The sequence below is a fragment of the Corynebacterium sp. HMSC073B01 genome (genome assembly GCF_001838255.1).
Classification (GTDB): Bacteria; Actinomycetota; Actinomycetes; order Mycobacteriales; family Mycobacteriaceae; genus Corynebacterium; species Corynebacterium jeikeium_D.
The window spans coordinates 93,888-114,065 of sequence record NZ_KV836137.1 but is presented as its reverse complement, the minus strand read 5'-3'; the positions used below and the strand labels follow the sequence as shown (position 1 = coordinate 114,065).

The 20,178-nt window shown below is 57.5% G+C and carries 12 protein-coding genes; 10 read left to right on the top strand and 2 right to left on the bottom strand.

Annotation, left to right across the window (positions count from 1 at the left end):
* The first annotated feature begins 115 nt into the window (after positions 1 to 115).
* Positions 116 to 1,276 carry a cell envelope lipid trafficking protein PgfA gene (locus tag HMPREF2849_RS00985; protein WP_048734381.1) on the top strand — a complete coding sequence of 387 codons (1,161 nt, stop codon included), beginning with the start codon at positions 116 to 118 and terminating at the stop codon, positions 1,274 to 1,276.
* An 81-nt stretch (positions 1,277 to 1,357) separates the two neighbouring features.
* Complete coding sequence (locus HMPREF2849_RS00980; protein WP_070862472.1) at positions 1,358 to 3,190, top strand: MmpA family trehalose lipid delivery protein; 1,833 nt, start codon at positions 1,358 to 1,360, stop codon at positions 3,188 to 3,190.
* On the opposite strand, the gene HMPREF2849_RS00975 is transcribed toward HMPREF2849_RS00980, so the two are convergent.
* Complete coding sequence (locus HMPREF2849_RS00975; RefSeq protein ID WP_070862471.1) at positions 3,170 to 4,348, bottom strand: glycosyltransferase family 4 protein; 1,179 nt, start codon at positions 4,346 to 4,348, stop codon at positions 3,170 to 3,172. The two genes, HMPREF2849_RS00980 and HMPREF2849_RS00975, sit on opposite strands and share 21 nt — an antisense overlap.
* A 93-nt stretch (positions 4,349 to 4,441) precedes the next feature.
* Here HMPREF2849_RS00975 and HMPREF2849_RS00970 point away from each other — a divergent pair, with 93 nt between their 5' ends.
* From HMPREF2849_RS00970 to HMPREF2849_RS00955, 4 genes are all read left to right on the top strand, one after another.
* The gene (locus tag HMPREF2849_RS00970; RefSeq protein WP_246822069.1) at positions 4,442 to 5,341 is read left to right on the top strand and encodes a class I SAM-dependent methyltransferase; all 900 of its coding nucleotides are present in this window, start codon (positions 4,442 to 4,444) and stop codon (positions 5,339 to 5,341) included.
* Positions 5,342 to 5,440: 99 nt separating this feature from the next.
* The gene (locus tag HMPREF2849_RS00965) at positions 5,441 to 7,018 is read left to right on the top strand and encodes a type I restriction-modification system subunit M (protein ID WP_070862470.1); all 1,578 of its coding nucleotides are present in this window, start codon (positions 5,441 to 5,443) and stop codon (positions 7,016 to 7,018) included.
* Positions 7,011 to 8,048 carry a virulence RhuM family protein gene (locus HMPREF2849_RS00960; RefSeq protein ID WP_070862469.1) on the top strand — a complete coding sequence of 346 codons (1,038 nt, stop codon included), beginning with the start codon at positions 7,011 to 7,013 and terminating at the stop codon, positions 8,046 to 8,048. Before HMPREF2849_RS00965 ends, HMPREF2849_RS00960 begins: the two co-directional genes overlap by 8 nt.
* Positions 8,045 to 9,298 (top strand): restriction endonuclease subunit S, encoded by a 1,254-nt coding sequence (locus HMPREF2849_RS00955; protein WP_070862468.1) that lies wholly within the window; start codon positions 8,045 to 8,047, stop codon positions 9,296 to 9,298. Before HMPREF2849_RS00960 ends, HMPREF2849_RS00955 begins: the two co-directional genes overlap by 4 nt.
* A 136-nt stretch (positions 9,299 to 9,434) precedes the next feature.
* On the opposite strand, the gene HMPREF2849_RS00950 is transcribed toward HMPREF2849_RS00955, so the two are convergent.
* Positions 9,435 to 11,156 (bottom strand): DUF5635 domain-containing protein, encoded by a 1,722-nt coding sequence (locus HMPREF2849_RS00950; RefSeq protein WP_070862485.1) that lies wholly within the window; start codon positions 11,154 to 11,156, stop codon positions 9,435 to 9,437.
* 198 nt (positions 11,157 to 11,354) lie between these two features.
* Between HMPREF2849_RS00950 and HMPREF2849_RS00945 the strand changes: the two genes are divergently transcribed.
* The 4 genes from HMPREF2849_RS00945 (at position 11,355) to HMPREF2849_RS00930 (ending at position 20,103) form a co-directional block, all read left to right on the top strand.
* Positions 11,355 to 14,564 (top strand): type I restriction endonuclease subunit R, encoded by a 3,210-nt coding sequence (locus HMPREF2849_RS00945; RefSeq protein WP_070862467.1) that lies wholly within the window; start codon positions 11,355 to 11,357, stop codon positions 14,562 to 14,564.
* A 238-nt stretch (positions 14,565 to 14,802) separates the two neighbouring features.
* On the top strand, positions 14,803 to 16,038 hold the full coding sequence (locus tag HMPREF2849_RS00940; protein WP_048760224.1) for an acetyl-CoA C-acetyltransferase: 1,236 nt from the start codon (positions 14,803 to 14,805) through the stop codon (positions 16,036 to 16,038).
* Positions 16,039 to 16,112: 74 nt separating this feature from the next.
* Positions 16,113 to 18,344, top strand: coding sequence for a 3-hydroxyacyl-CoA dehydrogenase NAD-binding domain-containing protein (locus HMPREF2849_RS00935; protein ID WP_070862466.1), 2,232 nt, complete (start codon positions 16,113 to 16,115; stop codon positions 18,342 to 18,344).
* A gap of 142 nt (positions 18,345 to 18,486) precedes the next feature.
* The gene (locus tag HMPREF2849_RS00930; RefSeq protein WP_070862465.1) at positions 18,487 to 20,103 is read left to right on the top strand and encodes a protein adenylyltransferase SelO family protein; all 1,617 of its coding nucleotides are present in this window, start codon (positions 18,487 to 18,489) and stop codon (positions 20,101 to 20,103) included.
* The last annotated feature ends 75 nt before the right edge of the window (positions 20,104 to 20,178 follow it).

Genomic DNA, 20,178 nt, shown 5'->3' with positions numbered 1-20,178 from the left:
CCAAAACTCTTTTGTTTTCCCGACAAGTTATTTTTAAAAAACACACCACATAACTCCTAACTTCCTGCTAGGTTTTGCAGCAGAAAGTTACGTACAGTTAAAGGACTATCCGCTGATGAAGAGAACTCTCGGACATGCACTGATTATTATCGGTGCTGCATTGATTGTCATTGCCGTCCTTCTGCCAACCTTCCTGGTGCCTCGCCTCCGGGTCATCCCACTTGACACTGTGAGCGATACCATCACGGAGGTGCGCGACGGCACTCTGTTGGACTCCAGCCAGCTGGGCAAGAATGAGCCAACGCCAAACCGCAAGAATGACCCGCGCTGCAAGGCAGAGACGGACGAAGAGAAGCGCGATCTCCCGGTCCACTGCTTCATCAACGACAAGACTCCGATGCAGTCGAAGCGCCACGTTGAGATTGAGGAGCCGGCTGACGACAAGATTGCAACCCTCCAGGTCGGTACCACTCTGCTGCGCGATGACCGCGAAGAGCCGAAGAACCTCATCAATGCGACCCTCGACCGCATCACTGTTGACCGCAGCACTGCGTACCCGGTAGATGACCCGATCTCCAGCGTTGCTATTAACGCACCGCAGGGTGGTTCGGACACCAAGCCGCCGACGTTCACCCGTCCGGGCATCCAGTACCAGTTCCCGTTTGGTGCTGAGAAGAAGTCCTACCCGTACTACGACGTCCAGGCGATGCGTAACTTCGAGATTGACTTTGTCGGTGAGGAAACTCAGGATGGCGTCAAGGTCTACAAGTACTCCATGACCATTCCGCCGCAGAACCTCTACGAGTCCCTGACCGAGCACTTCACTCGCGACGGCCGCAAGCTCACTGAGGCTGACAAGTCCTCGCTGGCTTCCATGCGCCTGAGCTTCCCGGCTCACAAGTGGGGCCTGGAGGGTGACGACGACGTCGAGCTGGATCGTTACTACACCAACGTCCGTACTGTCCGCGTCGAGCCGACTTCTGGCGTGATCGTCAACGGTACTGAAGAGATGTTCATGTTCTACGCCAAGGACGACAAGGAAGCTGAAGAAATTGCTTCCAAGGCTGGCCGTGAAAAGGAAGCCAAGGAGCAGAACCGTACCGCGATGAAGTACACCGCTCAGTGGGACGAAGGCTCCAAGGGCCGCCAGATGGACCGCGCTAAGGAAGCACGTAAGTCGCTGACTATCGGCGGCACTGTCGCACCGTGGATCCTCGGTATCCTCGGCCTGGTTCTCATCGTGATTGGCTTCCGTGTTCGCAGCAAGTCCGCCTAAGACGCGAAACTACGGTGCCACAGGCTCTCGCTTACCCTAAGTTTCACTGAGGAAAGCGAAAAATAATTTAATATAGGGCACGTGACACAACGTTTCCGCACTACTCTGACCCAGTCGGCTCACTCTCATTCGGAGCGAGTCGCCTGGGTTTTTGTGTTGTCGTGGATTCTCCTGCTGACCGCTGCCGTGTGCTGGCCGCTCTTTGTGCCCCACAAGGCCCCGGCCGATGGTCGCTTTGGGGCACCGATGTTTCTGCTGCGCGACATGGTCATCCCCAATCACCCACCGCTTACCGACGCGGCCCTGGGACTCGGCCCCGCTGCGGCACGAGCTGTTCCGCAGGACACCGCACTGTGGGCACTGGGCTACTTTGTGGATGCCAGCCATTGGGTGCGCTTCGGCATGGTGGGCGCCTGTTTGATTGGTGGTCTTGCAGCTGCTGAGCTCGCCCGCAGGTTCACTCGCCACGGCTCGGGCACCAGTAGCGCATCCGGTGCGGGCCTTGTACCCATGACTCCGAGCTTAGCCAGCCAGCTGATTGCACCGACGATGCTGCTCTGGAACCCGTTTGTGGTCGAGCGTTTGCTCCAGGGACAGTGGTCACTGGTCATCGCCGTATTGCTGCTTCCGGCAGTTGTTCTGGCAACGCAGATGGGTAGTGCCTTGTGGCGCACCAGCGCAATTGCCGCTGCGGGTCTCACGCCGACCGGTGCCCTTTTGGCTGGTATCACCGGCATTGTTACCGCTCGCAATAGCCGCGACCGCGCTTGGATTGTGGCCACAACAGTAGCGGTCAGTTCACCGTGGCTAGTGGCATCTTTGCTGAACCCGAGTGCAGCTGGGTCCTCCGATGCGGCTGGCGCTGCCGCATTTGCGGCCAGAGCAGAGGCACACGTCGGCACGCTCGGCAGCCTGTTGGGATTGGGTGGCATCTGGAATAAGCAGGCTGTGCCACTGACGCGCGAGGTTGGTTTTTCGGCGATTATGGTGCTGGCACTCCTGGTGCTTATGGGTCTGGGATTCCGTCGTGCCTGGCATTCGCAAGAGCGCTGGCGGGGGCTGATTATCACTGGCGCCACGGCCATCATGCTCGTCGCTCTCGCCGCAACAACGCCGGGCATTTTGATGATGAGTTGGGCGCTGGAGCACATCCCGGGCGCGGGCCTGCTTCGTGATACGCAAAAGTGGATCGCGCTCGCCGTCCCCGCCTATGTCATCCTCGCCGCAAGCGGTGCGGAATACCTGGCACGCCGCGCTCGCAGCGCCACCGCCAACATCGGCCAGTGGTTGGCTACTGGCGTCAGCGCGCTCATCATCATCGCCGCTGTCCCCACGCTGCCCGCCGATGTCGCTCCACTCCGCCCCATTCCGTCATGGGAAGGCTGGTCGGCGGTTTCCGGTGTCGTCGCGCTTGACGACGATCGCGTTGCGGTTCTACCTGCCGGTTCTTACCGCATCATTAATGGGCGCCCTGTCCTCGACCCGGCTACGAAGATTTTGCCCGCTCCGGTGGTGAGCTCCGGCGAATTGATCGTGTCTGGGCAGTCGGTGTCTGGCGAGGGAGCCACAACCGTTGAGCGCACGCTGCTCGGCGGTGCAAAGAGGCAGGAGGAGCTTGCGTCTGCGCTCCAGAGCCTTCGGGACCAGGGCGTTGGCTGGGTCCTAGTGGAGAATTCGCCCGGCAACTTCGGCGATTCAGCTGACATTGTGGCCGCGCTAGATCCCGTCTATGAAACACCTGACCTGCAGCTATACCATGTTCCCGGCGTTATCAATCCGACCACAGAACCAAGCCAGGGGGCCTATGCAGCTGCGTGGATAGCCTTTGGAATCTGGACTCTTTGCCTGCTCGCTGGGCTACTGGCGGGACTATTGGCTGGAGTAAAGGAAGCGCTACTGCCCCGCCGCAGGTAGCAGATTGTCCAGAGTTGGGTTTTCCAAGACATTCAGAACTGCCTCGCCGGTTTTGTCCCAGCCAAATTCTGCGGCACGGGCGACGCATGCCTTGGACATGGCGCGATGCAGTTCGCCGTTATCGAGAATCTGTCGTGTCTTGGCAATTAGGTCAGCTTCATCGCTGGCCAGCAGGCCAGTTTCACCGTCGTTGACCGAGTCGCGCAATCCCGCCGAGGAACGGTAACCGACCGTCGGCACGCCGTGCTGCGCCGATTCGATGACGGCGAGCCCCCAGCCCTCCTTGCGGGAAGGCATCAGATGCAGACACGCCTTGGAGAGGATGCGGTGTTTATCCGCCTCTGTGACCTGCCCGTGGAAGACCACGTGATCCGAAACACCCTTGTCACGGGCATATTCCACGAGGTTGTCGTGCCACCACCCCGAGCCAATAACATCGAGAATCGCACCTGGACGATCCTGCACAAGATCTGCGAGCACATCGATGGCGTGCTCAATCTGCTTATGCGGGACCAATCGCGACAGCGTCACCAGATGCGCTGCCGGACCGTCGCACTCGGATAGATCTGCCATGATTTCGGTCGACTGCAACTCCCCCGGAATCGGGTCCACACCATTGCGAATCACCGCGATGCGCCCCGGCGACACTCCGAGTTCTACCAGTTCAGCGGCACTTGGTTCGGAAACCGTGATGTAGCGGCTGCGGCGGTGAATCATCGGCGACAGACGCGACTCGATGAACCACCCCAGCTGGCTAATAATCGGCCCCGCCACTGGCCACTGCTCGCGGTGGCAGTGATGTGTCAGGAGCACCGTCGGTGCGCCGGAGAAAATCCGCGCGAAAAAGGGGACACCGTTTTGGGTATCGACCACGACATCCGGCTTGCCGCCGAGCGCCTTGGCAAGTGGCCCCACGCCAAATCTAGCCCCCAGCATCGCGGTCCAGGAACGCACGTAGACGGAGAAGTTTCCACCAGCGCGGGAGAAAGTCACGCCGTCACGACGTGAAAGGGCCGGTGCGCCTGGGTAGCTGGCCGTGCGGAACACCACAGTGTGGCCTTGGTCGGCAAGGTAACCTGCGACGCGCTCCAAATAGCGCTCACTACCTCCACCTTCGGGATGACCAGTGTCGCGCCAACACAACAATAAGATTTTCATAACAATATGAGCCTAACGCTCGGCACGGCTTTCGTTGCCGCTTTAGCTCAAATCCATACTCCCAGACCCAACCAGTCCATTAGATTGTTTGACGTGACCAGCTTTCGCTTTCCCGCTTTTATCGTCCCGCCCGCTCTGAAAGAGCTGCGCAGCTTTGCTACACTGTCGCGCTCATTTGAGCTGCTCAACGACTTCAAATACGAGCAAACCGATCCCGATATCTTCTACGGGCACCTTGCCGAAGACACCATCGGCCTCCTAGAAGGCATCGCGGCTGGCGCGGATGGTTCAGTGGGCGCGGTGGATGCGAGGGGCACCGCCGGTACGGCGGAGCCGCCGGGCGCAGGGGGGCCGGCGGGCACGTCGTCAAGCGTTACGACGAATACCGCACTGCGTGGCAATCGCATCCTTGATGTCGGCGGCGGACCCGGGTACTTTGGCCGAGCATTTGCCCAGCGTGGCGTGGAATATTACACCTGCGAACCAGATGTGGGCGAGATGGCGGCGGCGGGTATCAAGCTGGAGTCATCGGTACGCGGATCGGGGCTGGAACTGCCGTTTCGCGATGATGCTTTTGACCTGACATACTCATCGAACGTTGCCGAGCATGTGCCCGAGCCATGGACGATGGGCGAGGAAATGCTGCGTGTGACCAAGCCGGGCGGGCTGGTCGTCTACTCCTACACCATTTGGTACGGCCCATTCGGTGGTCACGAGATGGGGATGACACATTACCTGGGCGGCGACCGCGCGCGGCGCATGTATGAGAAGAAGCACGGCAAGCGACCGAAGAACTACTTTGGCGAGTCCCTGTTCAAGGTCGGTTGCGGTGAAGGGTTGAAGTGGGCGCGCGCTGCGGCGGAGGCTGGCGACTGTGAACTGCTAGCCGCGTTTCCGCGTTACCACCCGTGGTGGGCCTGGTGGATGGTGCACGTACCGGGGCTGCGCGAGTTCGCGGTGTCGAACCTGGTGCTGGTGCTGCGGAAGCGGTAGGGGGCCAGTTTCTCTCGGAGCGTGCTCCCCTGACTTCGTATCGTCTGCCACTAGACTGGGAGCTCAAGCATTTTTACTGATTGAGCGGGGATTTTCACTATGAGCGACGCGGACCGGGCACAGCTGCACAGGACTATTTGGAACATCGCCAACGACTTGCGTGGCAGCGTGGACGGTTGGGATTTTAAGTCTTATGTGCTCGGCATGATGTTCTACCGCTTCATCTCAGAGAAGCTCTCCGAGTACATCGATGACGGCGAACGTGACGCCGGAAATGAGGACGCGGATTACGCTTCCCTTTCTGACAAGGATGCTGAGTGGGGACGCACCAGTATCGTCGAGGAAAAGGGCTACTTCATTTTGCCCTCTGAGTTGTTTACGAATGTCTGCAAGCAGGCGGCTGACGAACACTACCGCGAGAACCTCAATGAGCGACTGCAGCAGGTATTCAAAAATATCGAAGCATCTGCAAAAGGCACCGCTAGCGAAAGCGATCTTCAAGGGCTTTTCGACGACATCAACCTGGACAGCAACAAGCTTGGCAACTCGGTCATCGAACGCAATAACAAGATCTACGATCTGATGAAGCATATCGGCAATATGCCTCTCACCGTTAAAGCCGATGACAACTCCATCGACCTATTCGGTGATGCCTACGAATACTTGATGGGCATGTACGCCTCTCAGGCAGGCAAGTCCGGTGGCGAGTACTACACGCCGCAGGAAGTCTCTGAGCTGCTGACTCGAATCACTGTGGTGGGCAAGAAGAGTGTGAACAGGGTGTATGACCCGGCTGTTGGCTCCGGTTCGCTGCTGCTGAAATTCAAGAAAGTGCTTGGCGAAGGCGGCGTCCGCGAGGGCTACTACGGCCAGGAAATCAACCTGACCACCTATAACCTTGCGCGCATCAACATGTTCTTGCACGATGTGAACTTCAACAATTTCGACATTGCGCTGGGCAATACACTCACTGAACCTGCGCACTGGGATAACCAGCCGTTTGAGGCAATCGTTTCCAATCCGCCCTACTCCATCAAGTGGGAGGGCGATAACAATCCTCTGCTGATTAACGATCCGCGCTACGCACCGGCAGGCGTCCTGGCTCCGAAGTCGAAGGCTGACTTGGCTTTCACGATGCATATTCTCTCCTGGCTTGCGACGAATGGCACTGCCGCAATTGTTGAGTTCCCCGGTGTGCTTTACCGTGGCGGCGCGGAGAAGAAGATTCGCAAGTACCTGGTGGATAACAACTATGTGGATACGGTTATTCAGTTGCCGCCGGATCTTTTCTTCGGCACCACCATCGCGACCTGCATCATCGTGTTGAAGAAGTCGAAGAAGGACAATTCGGTTCTCTTCATTGATGCCTCCGCAGAGTTTGAGCGCAGTGGCAACAAGAACCGACTGAATGACAAGAACCAGAAGAAGATTCTGGATGCCTTCACTGCCCGCGAGGATGTGGAGTATTTCACCAAGCTGGTGCCCGCTGAGGAGATTGCAGAAAACGACTACAACATCGCAGTTTCCTCCTATGTCGAGCCCGAGGACACCCGCGAGGTCATTGACATCGTAGAGCTGAATAAGCAGATCGTTGGCATTGTGGAGCGCCAGCGCCAGCTGCGCGAGGCAATCGATGAGATTGTGGCAGATCTTGAGGGAACCCGCACCGATGTCTGACACGAACGGCGACATGAGCATGGCGTCTGCGGGCGAGCTGGTGATGTTCCGCACGGACGACGGCGCTACTCGCATTGAGGTACGGCTTGTCGACGAAACCGTCTGGCTCACCCAGGCCCAAATGGTGGAGCTGTTTCAGTCGTCGAAGGCGAACGTCTCCGAACATATTAGGAATGTCTTTGCGGAAGGCGAGCTCGAAGAGGATTCAGTTGTTCGGAAATTCCGAACAACTGCGGCCGACGGAAAGAATTACCAGGTCAAACACTACAACCTCGACGTGATTATCTCCGTGGGCTACCGAGTGAGGTCCTTGCGGGGTACTCAGTTCCGACAGTGGGCACTAGGCGTTTTGCGCGAATACCTGATTAAGGGCTTCGCCATGGACGATGAGCGCCTGAAAGAGGGCGGTGGCGGAACATACTGGCGTGAATTGCTGGAGCGCATCCGCGATATTCGCTCTAGTGAGAAGGTCATTCATCGCCAGGTTCTAGATTTGTACGCCACCAGCGTGGATTACGATCCGCGGGCTGCTGTGAGTAAGCAGTTCTTTGCGACGGTCCAGAATAAACTTCATTTTGGTGCTCACGGCCACACGGCAGCCGAGGTGGTTTACGAGCGTTCGGATGCCACAAAGCCAAACATGGGGTTGACCAATTGGAAGGGCGAGCGCATCACCAAGGCCGAGGTGGAGATTGCCAAAAACTACCTTGCCGAGGATGAGCTAAAACGCCTAAATACCTTGGTTTCTGCCTACTTCGATGCGGCAGAATTCCGTGCGCAGATGCACCAGCCGACGTATATGACGGACTGGATGGATCACCTCACCACAATGATTGCGGCCATGGGCGGTAAATCCTTGGAGGGAGCAGGAACGGTTTCCCACCGCCAAGCAGTACAGAAGGCCCATGAGGAATACGAGAAGTACAAAACTGTGATGGATGCCCAACCCAGTGATGTGGAGCGGGACTACCTCAAGGAAATCACTGCAGTTCAGAAACAGATTCAGCAACCACCGAAGGAGCAGAAGTGAACCAGATCGAAAAACTCATCGAGGAACTCTGCCCGAATGGTGTGGAGTACAAACCGCTGGGCGAATTAACGATCGCACTACCCGGCCTCAAAGGTAAAAAGAAAACAGACTTTTCAAACGGAAACGCACCATTCATTAGTTACAAGAATGTATTTTCCAATATTTCTACTCAGTTAGATTCTTCTGATTACGTTAAAGTAGGAAATCAAGAAAAGCAGAATCATCTGCTTTTAGGCGATATTCTCATCACAGGGTCATCAGAATCCACTGAAGATGTAGGACTTACATCAGTCGTAACTAAAGCGCCTTCGAAACCAATTTATCTCAATAGTTTTTGCTTCATACTTCGTCCCATAAGTAATGAATTTTTCAACCCTGATTTCGCTAAGCATCTATTCAGATCGGAGTACATAAGACAGCAAATTAGAAGGTGCTCGAACGGTGTCACCAGGATAAACATCTCCAAACCCCGCCTCGCGAGAATAACAATCCCGGTTCCACCTCTAGAAATTCAGAATGAAATTGTAAAAATCCTCGATACCTTCCAATCGCTGGAAGCGGAGCTGGAAGCGGAGCTGGAAGCGGAGCTGGAAGCTAGGAAAAAGCAGTATGAATTTTATCGTGACCAACTGCTGACATTTACCGAGAGAGAGAGAGTCCGGTGGGCAACATTAGGCGAGGTTTCCCAGCGGGTCAGCTCAGGCGCAACTCCGGCAAAATCAAACAGAGGTTTTTACCAAGGTGGAAAGATACCTTGGCTTCGAACTCAAGAGGTCGTTTTCAACGAGATTTACTCAACCAACGAATTCATTACCGAGCAAGCTGTCGCGCAAACAGGGGCGCACTGGATTCCAGAAAATTGTCTGATTGTTGCAATTTCAGGAGCAAGCGCCGGCCGTTGTGCAGTGAATAAAATCCCCCTAACCACTAATCAACATTGTTGCAACATAGAACTCGACGAAACAGCTGTTAATTTTAAGTTCGCTTTCTACTGGACAGCTGCTCACTATGAAGAATTGAAGGCATTAGGACGCGGTGCGCGTTCCGACCTTAACTCCAAAATTATTAAGAACTTCCCCATCCCCGTCCCTCCCCTCGAAGAACAGCAGCGCATCGTGAATATTCTCGACAAGTTCGATGCACTCGTGAACGACCTCACCTCCGGTCTGCCTGCCGAAATTGAAGCTCGCCGGAAGCAGTACGAGTTCTACCGGGATCAACTACTCACATTTAAGGAGCTTTCGGCATAAACCAGGACGGCGTCGGCGAGTCCCAGCGGGACGTCGGACTTCCCTCGCTCCATCAGGTCAGCAATACTTCCGCATTCATCGCCCACCTCCGGATTGTCAGATTAGGCAGTGCCTAATCTGACAATGATTTCGGTTTCTACAGGGACCTTGACGGATTAGTGAGCCGATACCTGCGCGATCGGCCGTTGCCAATGGCAGTGACAATGCCGGTTTCTACCATGACGTCGATACAGGCCTTCACTGTGCCGCGGGAGCTTCCAGACAGAACCATGAGGTCACTTGTAGCGATATCCCCAACCTCACACAGCCACAACATCGCTGCTTTCTGGAGTTCATCCTGATCGGTGGTGAGGTACCGCGCAGGCAAGAATGGCGTCGGTTCAGCTTTGCGCAAGATTGCTCGGCATGTTTCGCCAAGCACCCACACTCCAGCATGGGGGACAATCAGCGGTTCACCCAGTACCGTCGTTTGTCGGGCTGCATCCAGGGCATTGTGAGCCGATTCAGGCCCGGCTTGCAGCCCACGCGCTACCTCCGCAACCGTGACAAATGGGCGCTGAAAAAGTAGATACAACACGATTGCAATGCGGTAATCTTCCTGCCGTGCTTGCGGGATTATCCTTGACATCAGCTCAAGAACGGGCAGCACGGGACTGCCACCCACCAAAGTCGTTTCCACAAACGGGCCCGCTACTTCTTCAATGGTGGGCGGCCGATGCCCCAGGGCAATCATCGATTGGTACATGCGATCCACCCCAACACCCTGCTTGTCTACGAGCCCAATTGCGCGATACACATCAGCCAGAGCGGGGTAACGAGCAGAACGGTTACTTAACACATTGTTTTCGGTGATTGCTCCTGGAAAACCACCGGGGCTTCGCACAATCAAGGTGCTGTCGAGCTCAATCCATCGCACATCAATGGCTTCGCTTCGATTCCAATCGCGGTGAATCATGGCATTTAGCATCGCCTCACGCACTGCACCGCGTGGAATCTCTGGTACCGGCTTATGTACGAACCCCTCCACCACAGTGTTGTTTTTATTCACCACATTCAGAGCCTGCTCTATGTACGCAAGCTGCTCAAGACACGACTTCTCAGGTTCCGGCACCACTCTGTTAAGCACCTGACCACCGTGAACATCAAAAATGCTGAGCTCAATAACCATACGCCCCGCCGAAGTAAATAGCTGCTTTCCTGCCATTGATAGGAATCCATTGGCATCAAGAGCACCAATACCGTGCAGCACTTCTTGGTCGGTAAGCTCGGCAAACACTGGGTCCCATTTCCTGGCCAACGCCAGGGCACCGGGACGGACATCGGAAAGTGTTGCGGCACTAACCTGCGCCATTGAATCAAAGCCGTCCTGTGCACGCCGATACTCCCACCATTCCGACCGGTCCACCGGCTTGCACGAATCACCAACACGCCAACGCAGCCTGTTCCCAGTATCTTCAACGGGTTCAGAGGCTGCCGCAACATAGATGACAAGCACTCGCTGGCCCTGCACACGCTTTTCGACAACATCAGGCGCAATATCAATCCGGCTATAGATAGCCTGCCGCAACCAATCTATGTCCAGTTCGGTACCGATAATCCGCCCTGTTTTATCCTCGATTCCAACAATCAAGGCACCGCCACCAGGAGTATTGGCCATGCAGGCCACTTCGTCGGCAAGTTTGTCGGCAGCTGTCGGATTCTCCGACTTACCAGGTTCAATCTGGGAACCTCTACGTCGGCCAGCTTCCTCTTTGAAATCAATCGACTGGGTCTCTTTGGTTTTACGCACACAATCGTCGATTGCCGACTCCAAAATAGCGTCAACTTGAGCTATCAGCTGCTCCCGGCGAACTTCCATTCCCGGCAAAGTCGGAGCCACAGCGAACCACCACCTGGGGATTGTTAGATTAGAGCCCCCTTATTCTAACAGCGGTTGTGGTTTTTGTGGGAACCTTGGTGGATTAGCTGCACGACCCCGTGCTACCCCGGACTCTCTAAGATAGAGACTCATAAAAGTAACGATTCAAATTAACACTATGGAAAAGGTGCTGGCAGCATGAACCAGGACGGCGTCGGCAAGCGACGAGTAACCAAGTACGACCCGATCGCTGTCGGTGAGCAGAGCACCGTCGTCGCGGAGTACCAGGCCGAGGAGCGCACCTCGGAGGACTACCAAACCGAGGCGCAACTGGAGCAGGAACTCATCGACATCCTCCAGTCACAGGCCTACGACTACCTGCCTATCCACAGCGAAGCAGATCTCGTTGCCAACCTTCGCCGCCAACTAGAAACCCTCAACCACGTCACCTTCAGCGACGCGGAATGGGAACGGTTCTATCGCACCTGCATCACCAGCGCCAACGACGGCATCAAGGAAAAGACCCGTCGCATCCACGAAGACCACATTCAGGTTCTTACGCGTGACGACGGCACGAGCAAAAACATCCGACTGCTGGATAAAGCAAATATCCATAACAACCGGCTGCAGGTCATTAACCAGTACGAGGTGGAAAAGGGCGAAGGTGGTGCGAAACACTCCAATCGTTACGACGTCACCATCCTGGTCAATGGCCTTCCCATGGTGCATATCGAACTCAAGCGTCGTGGCGTAGAGCTGCGTGAAGCCTTTAACCAGATCAGGCGCTACCAGCGCGACTCTTTCTGGTCTGGTGACGGTTTGTTCGATTATGTGCAGCTGTTTGTCATCAGTAACGGCACTCTGACCAAGTACTACTCCAACACCACCCGTGAACTGCACATCAAGGAAACGGGAGGAAAAGGCCGCCCAGCACGCGGTGCTAAGAGCTTTGAATTCACATCGTGGTGGGCTGACGCAAACAACCAACCCATCCGGGATCTTGTTGGCTTCACTAAGACATTCCTGTCCAAGCACTCGCTTCTCAATATTCTGACTAAGTTCTGCGTCTTCACCGCTGCGGAAGAACTACTGGTGATGCGCCCGTACCAGATCGTCGCCGCTGAGAAGATTCTGCAACGAATTGAGATTTCCAATAACTATCGTGAACGCCTGGGCACCACGGAGGCCGGCGGCTACATCTGGCACACGACCGGTTCGGGGAAAACCCTCACCTCATTCAAAGCCGCACAGCTGGCTAGCAAACTTTCGCATGTCGATAAGGTCCTTTTTGTCGTCGACCGCAAGGACCTCGACTACCAAACCATGCGTGAGTACGACCGCTTCCAAAAGGGTGCTGCCAACTCCAACACCTCGACCGCCGTGCTGAAGAAGCAGCTGGAAGACGACGATGCGGCCATCATCATCACCACAATTCAGAAGCTGTCGAACTTCATCGCAGGCAACAAGCACCACGATGTCTACAGCAAGCACGTAGTCATCATCTTCGACGAATGCCACCGCTCCCAATTTGGCGACATGCACACTGCCATCACTAAGGCATTCAAGAAGTACAACCTCTTCGGTTTCACCGGAACGCCCATCTTCGCCGACAACTCCACCAGCGGCACCAAGGCCAACCTCAAAACCACCGAGCAGGCTTTCGGCAAACGACTCCACGCCTACACCATCGTTGACGCCATCACCGATAAAAATGTCCTGCCCTTCCGGATCGACTACGTCAACACCATCTCGGTTGGAAACGTTAAAGACAAGGAAGTCACAGGCATCGACACCGAAGGCGCACTCCTGGCGGAACCACGCCTGAAAAACGTCGTCGACTACACGCTCGAACACTTCGCGCAGAAAACGAAGCGGGAAACCTTCTACGAACACCGCGTTGTCGAGAACGTATCCGCCTCAGCAAAGGCCCGACACCGCGGTCGAATCAAGGAAATAAAGAAAAATCAACGAGTTCGTGGCTTCAATGCTATCTTCGCCACCGCTTCTGTTGAGGCTGCCTACACCTATTACAACCTCTTCAAAGAAGCGCAAGCGTCACTGCCGGAAGCAGAGCGGCTGAAGATCGCCATGATTTACTCATTCGCGCCAAATGAGGCCGAAAAGGATGAGTCACCGACGATTCCGTCGTCAAGCGAAAAGAAAAGCGCTGCGGCAGCTACTGCCGTGGCCGACGAGACAGGCTTGCTCCTTGAAGAAGACATGGAGCCCGAGCAGCTACCCAAGGTTGCGCGCGATTACCTGGAAGCGGCGATTGCCGACTACAACGGGTATTTCAAGACCAACTACGACACCACTGCCGAGAAATTCCAGAACTACTACAAAGACCTCTCCCTGCGAATGAAAAACAGGGAAGTCGATATGACCATCGTGGTCAACATGTTCCTCACCGGATTCGATGCCACCACCTTGAACACCCTGTTCGTGGACAAGAACCTGAAGTACCACGGATTGATTCAGGCATTCTCGCGTACCAACCGAATCCTCAACTCAGTCAAGACGTACGGCAACATTGTCTGCTTCCGAGACCTCGAAGATGCCACGAATGAGGCGCTGCGGCTCTTCGGCGACACCGATGCGCAAAGCGTAGTGCTGCTCAAGCCCTACGCGGATTACTTTGCGGAATACGCCAAGTTGGTGAATCAGCTGCTCCAGGAATATCCACTGAACAAGGTCATTGTTGGCGAGAAGGCGAAGAAGGAGTTCATCAAGCTTTTCGGCGCGATTCTGCGTGTCCAAAACATCCTGACCTCCTTCGACCAATTCGCCGATGACGCGCTGCTGACGCCTCGCCAGGAGCAGGACTACCGCAGTATCTACCTCGACCTTTTTGCGGAATTCCGTACTGAAAGCGACGGGGAACGGGAGTCCATCAACGAAGATGTGGTCTTCGAGATGGAGCTGATTAAGCAGGTAGAGATCAATGTCGACTACATTCTCATGCTCGTCGAGCAATACCGCGAAACCCACGGCAGTGACGAGAGAGAAGAAATTCGTGCCCAGATTTCTCGCGCTGCAAACTCCAGCCCATCACTGCGGAACAAGCGCGATCTGATTGAAGAATTTGTCAACACCGTGAGCCTGACACAGCCCGTTGACGAGCAGTGGGAAGAATTCATCAGGACCAAACGCACGGAAGAACTCAATGCGATCATCACTGAAGAAAAGCTGCGGATGCCCACTGCGCAATCTTTCATTGAAGAGGCGCTGACCACCGGCATTGTCAGCACGCTTGGCACCGGAATTGTTCGAGTTCTTCCGCCAATGTCGCGGTTTACTCCAGGTAATGAGCGCGAGAAGGTCAAGACGCGGGTGCTGCAGCGCATCCAGGCCTTTGTCGAGCGCTATCGGAACTTGGGGTTCGCGCAGGATGATGGAGAGGCGGCTTGATGGTTGCGGACGGGCGTAACGATTGGGCCTTCACATGGCAGACCGTTACCGCCTCGCTTCCGCGAAGCTGTGTTTAAAAATACTTATGTAATTACCCCCGGTTTCTCCCATAACCGCAGGTGAAATGGTGCGGTTGGCCGCTTTTCCCTACAACACCCCTCAAATCACCCCCGCCAGTCCGCCTTTCGTTATAGAGTGACGCACGACACTTTACGACGAATCTGTGAGGTAAAAACACATGACTTCCGCCACCATTCAGCCGGGCGGCGAAGCCTTCATCTACGAGGCAATTCGCACCCCGCGCGGCAAGGGCAAGAAGGACGGCTCCCTCCACGAGGTACGCCCGGTATCGCTTCTCGTCGGCCTCATCGACGAAATCCGCAATCGTTTCCCTGACCTGGACGAAGAGCGCATCAGCGACCTCATCGTGGGCTGCGTCAGCCCAGTCGGCGACCAGGGTGCGGATATTGCCCGTACCGCAGCACTCACCGCAGGTCTGCCGTACCGCACTGGCGGTGTCCAGATCAACCGCTTCTGCGCTTCCGGCCTCTCCGCCATCAACCTGGCTGCTCAGAAGGTCCGCTCCGGCATGGACGAGCTCGTTCTCGCCGGTGGCGTGGAGTCCATGTCCCGCGTGCCAATGATGTCCGACGGTGGCGCAATGGCAATGGACGCACAGGTCTCGTTCGCGACCGACTTCGTCCCGCAGGGTATCTCCGCTGACCTGATCGCATCGCTCGACGGCTTTGACCGCGAGTCCCTCGACGAGATGGCAGCACTCTCCCACGCTCGTGCTGCAAAGGCATGGTCTGAGGGTCGCTTCGACCGCTCGGTCGTCCCAGTCAAGGACGCTAACGGTCTGACCATCCTCGACCGCGATGAAACCATTCGCGAAGGCGTCTCCGCAGAGTCCCTCTCCGGCCTGCGCGCAGCCTTCACCATGATGGGCGAGCAGGGCGGCTTCGACGCAGTTGCTCTGAAGAAGTACCCGCAGCTCGAGCGCATCAACCACGTCCACCACGCAGGTAACTCCTCCGGCATCGTCGACGGCGCTGCACTGACCTTGGTTGGTTCTGAGAAGGCCGGCGCAGACATGGGTCTGACCCCACGCGCACGCGTTGTCGCCACCGCAGTCAATGGTGTCGAGCCGACCATCATGCTGACCGGCATCGAGCCGGCTGTCCGCGAGGCTCTGGCCAAGGCAAACCTGACCGTCGACGATATCGACGTGTGGGAAATCAACGAGGCGTTTGCCGCCGTCGTCAAGCACGCTCAGCAGAACCTGGGCATCGACTACGACAAGCTCAACATCAACGGTGGCGCAATGGCCATGGGTCACCCGCTGGGTGCAACCGGTGCCATGATCACCGGCGCCGCAATCGACGAGCTGCACCGCACCGGTGGCCGCTACGCCCTCATCTCGCTCTGCGTGGCTGGCGGCATGGGTGTTGCAACCATCATCGAGCGCGTCTAAAGCAAACCGGAACGAAACTCACAGCGACAATTGCCGCGGTCACACCGCGATAACCACAAAGGACTGACTGATTTATGAGCACAGATAACATGTTCCGGTGGGATCAGGACGACGCCGGAATCGTCACCCTCACCATGGATGACCCGAATGCACCGGTCAACACCATGAACCAGACCTTCCAGGACGACATCCGCGCCACCGTGGAGCGCCTGGAAAACGAAATTGGCGACGGCTCTGAGACCTCCATCAAGGGCATTATCATCACCTCTGCGAAGAAGACTTTCTTCGCAGGTGGCGACATCAAGCAGATGTCCAAGGCCACTGAGGACGATGCAGCTGACATGTTCAACATGGTCGAGGACATGAAGGCTTCCCTGCGTCGCCTGGAGAAGCTCCCGGTGCCGATTGTTGCTGCCATCAACGGCGCAGCACTGGGCGGCGGCCTCGAGGTCGCACTGGCTGCTAACCACCGCGTTGCTGCCGATGCCCGCGGTTCCAAGATTGGCCTGCCGGAGGTCACCCTCGGTCTGCTGCCGGGTGGCGGCGGCGTCTCCCGCGTCGTTCGCATGCTGGGCATTCAGGACGCGCTGATGAAGGTCATTCTGACCGGCGCGCAGATGAACCCGGGCAAGGCTCTCGCAGCTGGCCTCGTTGACGAGGTTGTTGCTCCGGAGCAGCTCATTGACACTGCTCGTGCATGGCTGACCAGCGAAGATGCCAAGGCAGCACAGCCGTGGGACGAGAAGGGCTTCAAGATCCCGGGTGGCGACCCGAAGACTCCTAAGTTCGCAATGAACCTGCCGTCCTTCCCGGCAAACCTGACCAAGCAGCTCAAGGGCTCCCCGATGAAGGCTCCGCGCCTTGCTATGCAGGCTGCCATCGAGGGCTCTCAGGTCGACATCGACACCGCACTGCGTATCGAGTCCCGCTACTTCACCGAGCTGGTCACCGGTACCCAGTCGAAGAACATGATGCAGGCGTTCTTCTTCGACCTCAACCACGCTCAGGGCGGCGGCTCCCGTCCGCTGCAAGCTGACGGCACCCCGTACCCGAAGCGCGAGTTCAAGAAGGTTGCCGTTGTCGGCGCCGGCATGATGGGCGCAGGTATTGCATACGTGTGTGCAAAGGCTGGCATGGAAGTTGTCCTGAAGGACATTTCCCTGGAGAACGCCGAGCGCGGCAAGGCCTACTCCGAGGGTCTGGAGGCCAAGGCTCTCAAGCGCGGTCGCACCACTGAGAAGAAGTCCGCAGCACTGCTGAACCGCATCAAGCCGACCGAATCCTACGATGACCTGTCCGACGTCGACCTGGTCATCGAGGCCGTCTTCGAGAACACCGACCTCAAGCACAAGGTTCACGCCGAGATCGAGGCCGCAGTTCCGGAGACCTGCATCCTGGGCTCCAACACCTCCACCCTGCCGATTACCGAGCTGGCTTCCCACGTCAAGCGTGAGAAGGACTTCATCGGTCTGCACTTCTTCTCCCCGGTGGACAAGATGCAGCTGATTGAGATCATCTCCGGCGACAACACCGACCCGGCTATCCTCGCCGCTTCGCTGGACTTCGCTGTTGCAATCCGCAAGATCCCGATTGTTGTCACCGACTCCCGCGGTTTCTACACCTCCCGCGTCATCGGCACCGTCATCAACGAGGCCCTGCGCATGGTCGCTGAGGGCTACGACCCGGCCATCATCGAGGCCGCTGGTCGCCAGGCTGGTTACCCGGCACCGCAGCTCCAGCTTGCCGACGAGCTGAACCTCAAGCTCATGGAGAAGATCGCTGGCGAGACCCGCGCTGCCGCCGAGGCTGCAGGCCAGACCCTGGACGAGGGCGGCGTGCCGGCTCTGGTAGAGGCCATGCTGCACAAGTTCGAGCGCCCGGGCAAGCTCGAGGGCAAGGGCTTTTACGAGTACGTCGACGGCAAGCGCTCCGGTCTCTGGCCGGGCCTGTTCAACGAGCTCCGCGAGGAGCTGAACATCACCCCGATCGCTCCGGAGGACACCGACCTGCAGGAGCTGGTCGACCGCATGCTCTTCATCGAGGCCATCGAGACTCAGAAGTGCGTCGACGAGGGCGTTCTGCTTCACGACGCCGACGGCAACATCGGCTCCATCTTCGGTATCGGCTACCCGGCCTGGACCGGTGGTACTCGCCAGTTCATTAAGAACTACGACGGCGCCACTGTTATCGACCCGGCCGCAGCTCACCCAGAGCGCCGCGGTGTCGCAGGCTTCGTCGAGCGCGCCGAAGAGCTGGCCGCTAAGCACGGCGAGCGCTTCAACGCTCCGGAGTCCCTGAAGAAGTAAGTTTCTTCGCGCATCCACCCCAGTTGCTGGAATTGTTCCAGTAACCGGGGTTTTCTGCCTTCGAGGCCCTGCAAGGCGCATAGCACCGCTGAACGCACGAGCGCGGCAACACCTGTAAGGACATCCCCGTTAAACTGCGCACATGGCTAGAAACGTCGTTGATCTGCCCTCCGCACTGCCTGAACTCGCTATCGACCAGCAGGGGTTTGACGCCCCATCGCCGCAGCTCGTCATGCTTAACGACGAACTCGCGAGCCAGCTCGGTCTCTCCCCACAGTGGCTCCGGTCAGACGCTGGCCTGAAGTTCCTCACTGGCCGCGGAGTCGGCAAGGAAACCGATACCCCACCCGGCGCATACACAACCCCGGTGTCCACGGCCTACGCCGGCCACCAGTTCGGTAACTTCGCAGGCCTACTCGGTGATGGTCGCGCGCTCTTGCTTGCCACAGTTGAGGCTGAACCGGGGCTGACTGGACTGCCGGATTACCCCAAAGAGACAACCCACAGCGACAACACCCAGGCCTACGAGATTCAGGCGAAAGGCACCGGCCCCACACCCTTCTCCCGTGGCGGTGACGGCAAAGCCACGCTGACCTCCGCCCTGCGGGAGTACCTCATCAGCGAAGCCATGTATGCGCTCGGCATCCCCACCACCCGCGCGCTGGCGGTCATCAAAACCGGCGAAGAGATTTACCGCGGCTCGCAAACCCCATTCGACAACACCGACCCCACCACCGAACTTCAACCGGGCGGCATTGTCGTGCGCGTAGCATCCAGCCACCTGCGAGTCGGCACGTTCGAGCTGGTCGCACGCTCCGGAGCGGACACCGGAATCATGGACCGGCTCATCGACTTCGCCGCGCAGCGGCATGGCTACGAGGGTTCGGCGGAATCGGTTCTCCGGGACGTCGTCAAGCGGCAAGCCAATCTCGTTGCGGCGTGGCTGGCCTGCGGTTTTGTCCACGGCGTGATGAACACCGACAATGCCAGCATCGCGGGCGAGACCATCGACTTTGGGCCGTGTGCGTTTCTGGATGCGCACGATCCGCGGGCGGTGTTTAGCAGCATTGATCGCGGCGGTCGATACGCGTTCGGCGCGCAGCCAACAATCGCGGGGTGGAACATGTCGAAGCTCGCGGAGACTTTGCTACCGCATTTCGCAGGCACCCCGGAGGATGCCCTCGCACGCGCCCGCGACATCCTGGGAGAATTCGCCGACGAGTTCACCGATGCGCTCAGCCGCAGGTGGCTGCCCAAGTTGGGGATTCTCCCCTCGCTTTACGACGACCCGCTGGCCATCCCCTTGGTACAGCAGTGGCAGGCGTTGCTGGCGAAGTTTGGGCTCGACCACGCGAATGCTCATCGGGCGCTGATTGAGGCTCTGGCCGATGGTGATGGGCAGGATTTCACTGCGCTGACCGCGCTGACCAGGCTGTCTGATGATCCTGCGTTCCCCGCTGCTGCGACTGAGTGGGGGCAGTTGTGGCAGCGGACGCGGGAGGAGCTGGGAATCGACCAGACGACGGCCCTGGCACTTATGGAGGAAACAAACCCACTGTATATTCCGCGAAACTACCTGGTCACGGAAGCGTTAGCGAAGGCAGGGGCGACAGGAGAAGCAGGGGCGGGGGATTTGGCCTCCTACCGGCACCTGCTGGAGGCGGTAACCAACCCCTTTGAGTTGCAAGACGTCCCAGCGGGGTTCACTGAGCCGGCACCGCGGGAGTTGGGGGCTTTCCACTCGTACTGCGGGACTTAATGCGCTGGCTTGGCGGCGCTCCGGCGCCCCTCTACCAAGCCCCAAAGCCCACTTCACGACACGGGTGTCACCTCG